The sequence below is a fragment of the uncultured Campylobacter sp. genome (assembly GCF_938040115.1).
GTDB lineage: Bacteria > Campylobacterota > Campylobacteria > Campylobacterales > Campylobacteraceae > Campylobacter_A.
Genome location: NZ_CALHXD010000324.1, coordinates 1 through 4661 on the forward strand (window position 1 = coordinate 1; position 4661 = coordinate 4661).

Annotated in this window: 4 protein-coding genes; all 4 read left to right on the plus strand. The window is 50.1% G+C overall.

Features of this window, described 5'->3' with window-relative positions; all coding sequences use genetic code 11:
• Positions 1-214 (plus strand): hypothetical protein (locus tag Q0314_RS10960; protein WP_298058976.1); only part of this gene is annotated, 214 nt, incomplete at its 5' end.
• Positions 215-559: 345 nt separating this feature from the next.
• Positions 560-2749: a phosphoribosylformylglycinamidine synthase subunit PurL gene (gene purL / locus Q0314_RS10965; protein WP_298058979.1), complete on the plus strand. Its 2190-nt coding sequence runs from the start codon at positions 560-562 to the stop codon at positions 2747-2749.
• Between the two features lie 181 nt (positions 2750-2930).
• A complete protein-coding gene (locus Q0314_RS10970; RefSeq protein WP_009496422.1) occupies positions 2931-3989 on the plus strand; it encodes a hypothetical protein in 1059 nt (352 codons plus the stop codon).
• Between the two features lie 4 nt (positions 3990-3993).
• Positions 3994-4661, plus strand: a 668-nt coding sequence (locus Q0314_RS10975) for a molecular chaperone DjiA (RefSeq protein ID WP_298059000.1), incomplete at its 3' end; no start/stop codon positions are given.

A 4661-nucleotide genomic window follows, 5' to 3' on the forward strand; every position in this document is an offset into this window, starting at 1 on the left:
CGCTACCGTGATCGACGCGAAGATAGTCGGAAACAAAGGCTTTGAGATAAAAAATCTGGACTTTAAATTTAACCTGTCGAGCAGCAAACTAGCCGAAGCTAAAGAGCAGGCAACCTCTGCGAAATTTAGACAAGACATCATCGATCAAGACGTCAAAAAGCAAGGACGCATCCTGCTAAACATACTTTGCTACTATAGTATGCCGAGCAAGTAGGCATTTGCGGCGGGTAATCGCCCGCCGAATTTAGCGGAATATCGGACTTTCTTGCGTCAAATTTAGGGTACTAATATGCTTAAATTTTTAATTTTCCACAGCTACTTTAAATTTGGCATTTATCTAAAATTTGAGTTACTTTCCGAGACCCGCACCTCAAAAATGCCAATTTTTCGGTTAAATTTAGAGCCGAATCAATAACTATAAACAGAATATTTTTAGCTTGCCGTATGAAATTTAGACTCTTGTTTTATTCGCCAAATTTACCCCGCTCTCACTCCTTTGGTTTATCAAGTTTTTATGCGAATTTAAGTAAAATCAACCAAAATTTTTTAAAGGCTAAAAATGGACAAAGCTACCGTAAAAGCGCACAAAATCAGCGATCAAGAGTATGAGGAGATCCTAAAGATCCTAGGCAGAGAGCCAAATTTGCTCGAGCTTGGGATATTTTCCGCGATGTGGAGCGAGCACTGCAGCTACAAGTCGAGTAAAAAGTACCTAAACGGCTTCCCGACCAAAGCCCCGTGGGTGATCCAGGGTCCGGGCGAGAACGCGGGCGTCATCGACGTCGGAGGCGGCGTTGCGGCGGTGTTTAAGATGGAGAGCCACAACCACCCGAGCTTCATCGAGCCTTTTCAGGGCGCGGCAACGGGCGTGGGCGGGATACTGCGCGACGTATTTACGATGGGCGCGCGGGTCGTGGCGAACATGAACTCGCTGCGATTCGGCGAGGTGAGAGGCGAGAGCGAAAATGCGAAAAAACAGCGCTACCTGCTAAAAGGCGCGGTCGCGGGCATCGCTCACTACGGCAACTGCATGGGCATCCCTACTATCGGCGGCGAGACGACGTTTGATCCTATTTTTAACGGCAACATCCTAGTAAACGCATTTGCGCTCGGGCTTTGTAAGAGCGACGAGATATTTTACGGCAGAGCCGAAGGTATCGGCAATCCCGTGATCTACGTCGGCTCAAAGACCGGCCGCGACGGGCTCGGGGGCGCCGTGATGGCGAGCGATAGCTTTAACGACGCGAACAAATCCCTGCGCCCGACCGTGCAGGTAGGCGATCCGTTTGCAGAAAAGCTGCTGATGGAGGCGTGCTTGGAGCTCTTTAAAACCGACTACATCGTGGGTATCCAGGATATGGGCGCGGCGGGGCTAACGTCTAGCAGCTTTGAGATGGCAGGACGCAGCGGCAGCGGTATGAAGATGTATCTAGACCGCGTACCTATGCGCGAAACCGGCATGACGCCTTATGAGCTAATGCTGAGCGAATCTCAGGAGCGCATGCTCATCTGCGCCAAAAAAGGCTGCGAGCAAAAGATACTCGAGATATTTAAAAAATGGGATCTGGACGCCGAGATTATCGGCGAGGTAACCAATAGCGGCGTGATGGAGCTTTATTGGCACGGCGAGCTAGCGGGCGAGATACCGATAGCGCCGCTTAGCGAAGCCTCTCCGGTGCTTGACCGACCGACCGCTCGTCCGAAATACCTAGACGAAATCAAAAATTTACAAATCCCTGAAAACGTCGATAATAAAACCGCGTTTTGGAAGCTACTTGGCGAGCCTGAGGTGCTAAACAAGTCGCTGATCTACGATCAATACGACGCAAATATCCAAACAAATACGATCAAACAACCAGGGCTCCTCGGAGCTGCGGTTATCCGCGTGAAAGAAACGGGTAGGGCGATCGCGATGGCGGCGCAGTGCGACCCGCGGGCAAATTTCGTCGATCCCAAAATCGGCGCGGCTAGAGCGGTCGCGGCGGCCGGACGAAAGGTCGCGATGAGCGGAGCGACGCCTCTAGCCATCACCGACTGCCTAAACTACGGCAATCCGCAAAATCCCGAGGTTATGTGGCAGTTCGCGCAGGGCTGCGAGGGTATCAAAGAGGCTTGCCGCGAGCTAAATACGCCGGTCGTCAGCGGCAACGTGAGCCTGTATAACGACACCGAGGGCGTGAGCGTCTATCCGACGCCAGCGATCGTGACGGTGGGCGTGAACGATGACGCAAATGCGAGCCTTCCGAGCGTCTTTGCTCGCGCTGGCACGGCGATATACGTGCTTGGCGAGACGAAGGGCGAATTTGCCGCGTCGCTTTACGCTAAGGCGCTATTTGACGCGGTGGGCGGCGAGCTAGCTGCGGTGGACTACAAGAAAGAGCGTGCGCTGTGGGATCTGGTTATCGAGGCAAATAAATCGGGCGCGCTGGAGTTTGCAAACAGCGTAGGCGTAGGCGGCGTAGCGATAACGTTAGCTAAAATGGCATGCCTAAGCGGACTTGGCGCGGAGTGTAAATTTGACGTTAAAAAGTCAAATTTCATCTTTGACGAGAGCTTTTCGCGCGCGATCGTCGGCGTAAAAGACGAGGCTAAATTTGAATCTCTAGCCGCAAAACACGGCGTCAAATTTGAAAAAATCGGCGCAGTGGGCGGAGATAAATTTAGGCTAAACGATATCGAAGAAAAGCTAAGCGACGTGAGCGAGGTTTATTTTAATAAATTTGCCGCAATCATCCGCCAAGAGGACTAAAATTTGACGCCAAATTTTGGCGAGGCAGGTTTGGGCTGGCTAAATTTGAGCGGCGTAAATTTGACGCACTTGCTAAATTTGGCTCGTCTCGGCGGCGTTTGCTCAAGCATTTTAGCGCCAAATTTTGCAAGCGATATTAAAAGACCGTAAAAATTTGAATCAAAATTTGAAAGGAAAGTAGATGTCTTGGAAAGACTTTTTAAACAACAAAGAAGAAGAACAGCCGCAAAAGGAGGGCAGAGGAATGGATCAAAAAAGCGTAGCTAAGCCGCCGGTGCTATTTAGTGAGACTCAGCAGGTACTAAAGGCGGTCGAGGCCAAACTGGGCGGCACGCTCATCACCTACTACAACTCAAACGCGGGCAGCGTCTGCGGCAACGACGCGAGCGCGATGTATGAAATTTTAAAGGGCAAAAAGATAGAAAACGCGTTTTTGTTCATCAAAAGTGACGGCGGCAGCGGTATCGCAGCGCTTCGTATCATCAGCACTCTGCGAAACTACTGCAAAAACATCACCGCTCTCATTCCTGCTAACTGCGCGTCGGCTGCGACGATGATGGCGCTTGGCGCAAACGAGATTGTGATGGGTCCGCTAGCGTATCTGACCGCCGTCGATACCTCGCTAAAGCACGCGATGAGCCCGATAGATAACGGCAACGAGCGCGTTAGCGTATCGATGGACGAGCTAAACCGCGTGATAAAACTATGGAAAATGCACGAAAAAGATAATGACGAAAACCCGTATAAATCGCTATACAACTATATCCATCCGCTGGTTTTTGGCGCCGTAGACCGCGCTAGCTCGCTCTCGCTAAAGATTTGCTGCGAGCTTTTGCGCTACCATATGACCGACGAATCAAAGATCCAAAACATCTCCGAGCGCCTAAACAGCGACTATCCGGCACATGACTATCCGATACTTTTCCGCGAGGCAGAGGAGATCGGGCTGCACGTGCAAAAGATGGACAACGAGCTAAACGAGATGCTTCAGGAGCTTACGCTTCTTTACTCCGAGATGGGACAGCGCGCGTTTACCGACTACGACGAGAACAGCTACCACGACAACAACATCGCCAACATCATCGAGGCAAACGGCAAGCAGATTTATTATCAGATCGACAAAGATTGGTTCTACCGCCCCGACGAGCGCCGCTGGAACGTGATGAACGACGAGAGCTCGTGGCGTAAAAACGAGCTAGTGGGCGGCAAGCTCAAAAATACGATTTATCATTTATGGTGATATTTTGAATTTTATTTTTTGGTTTTTGATATTTTACGGGATTTATTATCTGGTCTCAAATTTCAGTCAAAATCCCGCAAATTTAGGCGGCTCACAAAAACGGGCGATGTTTGAAGAGGCGAAATTTTTAGTTAGCTTGCTTGCCAAAGTCGCCAAAAGCGACGGCAGGGTAAATGAGCTAGAAGCTCGCCTTATCAGCGAGACGCTAGACGATATCACGCTAAGGCTCGGTAACGACGCAGCTATGAGAGCGGAGCTAAAGCAGATATATAACCGCGAAAAAGAGACAGTGCATAATGCCTATTTTATCGCGCGGCAATATAAAGATCGCTTTCGTCTTAGCCAAGACGCCGCGGCTGCGAAGATATCGTTTTTGTTAAACTTAGCCTACATAGACGGCGAATTTAGCAAAAGCGAGCGCAATATCATCGAGCAGATCGCTTCTGGATTTGGGCTTGATGAGGGCATCTTTGAAGCGATACTAGCGAGGTTTGAGAAATTTTACGATCAAAGGCAGACGCGGCGAAATCCGTATGAAATGCGTACGAAAAGCCCTTACGCCGTACTTGGGCTAAAAGAGGATGCGCCGTTTGACGAGGTAAAAAAGCGCTACCGCGAACTCGTGAAAAAATATCATCCTGATATCCTTATGGGGCGCGGCGAGAGCGAGGA

Coding starts and splice junctions, on each gene's coding strand:
- purL (WP_298058979.1), top strand. CDS start 560: ATGGACAAAGCTACCGTAAAAGCGCACAAAATCAGCGATCAAGAGTAT.
- Q0314_RS10970 (WP_009496422.1), top strand. CDS start 2,931: ATGTCTTGGAAAGACTTTTTAAACAACAAAGAAGAAGAACAGCCGCAA.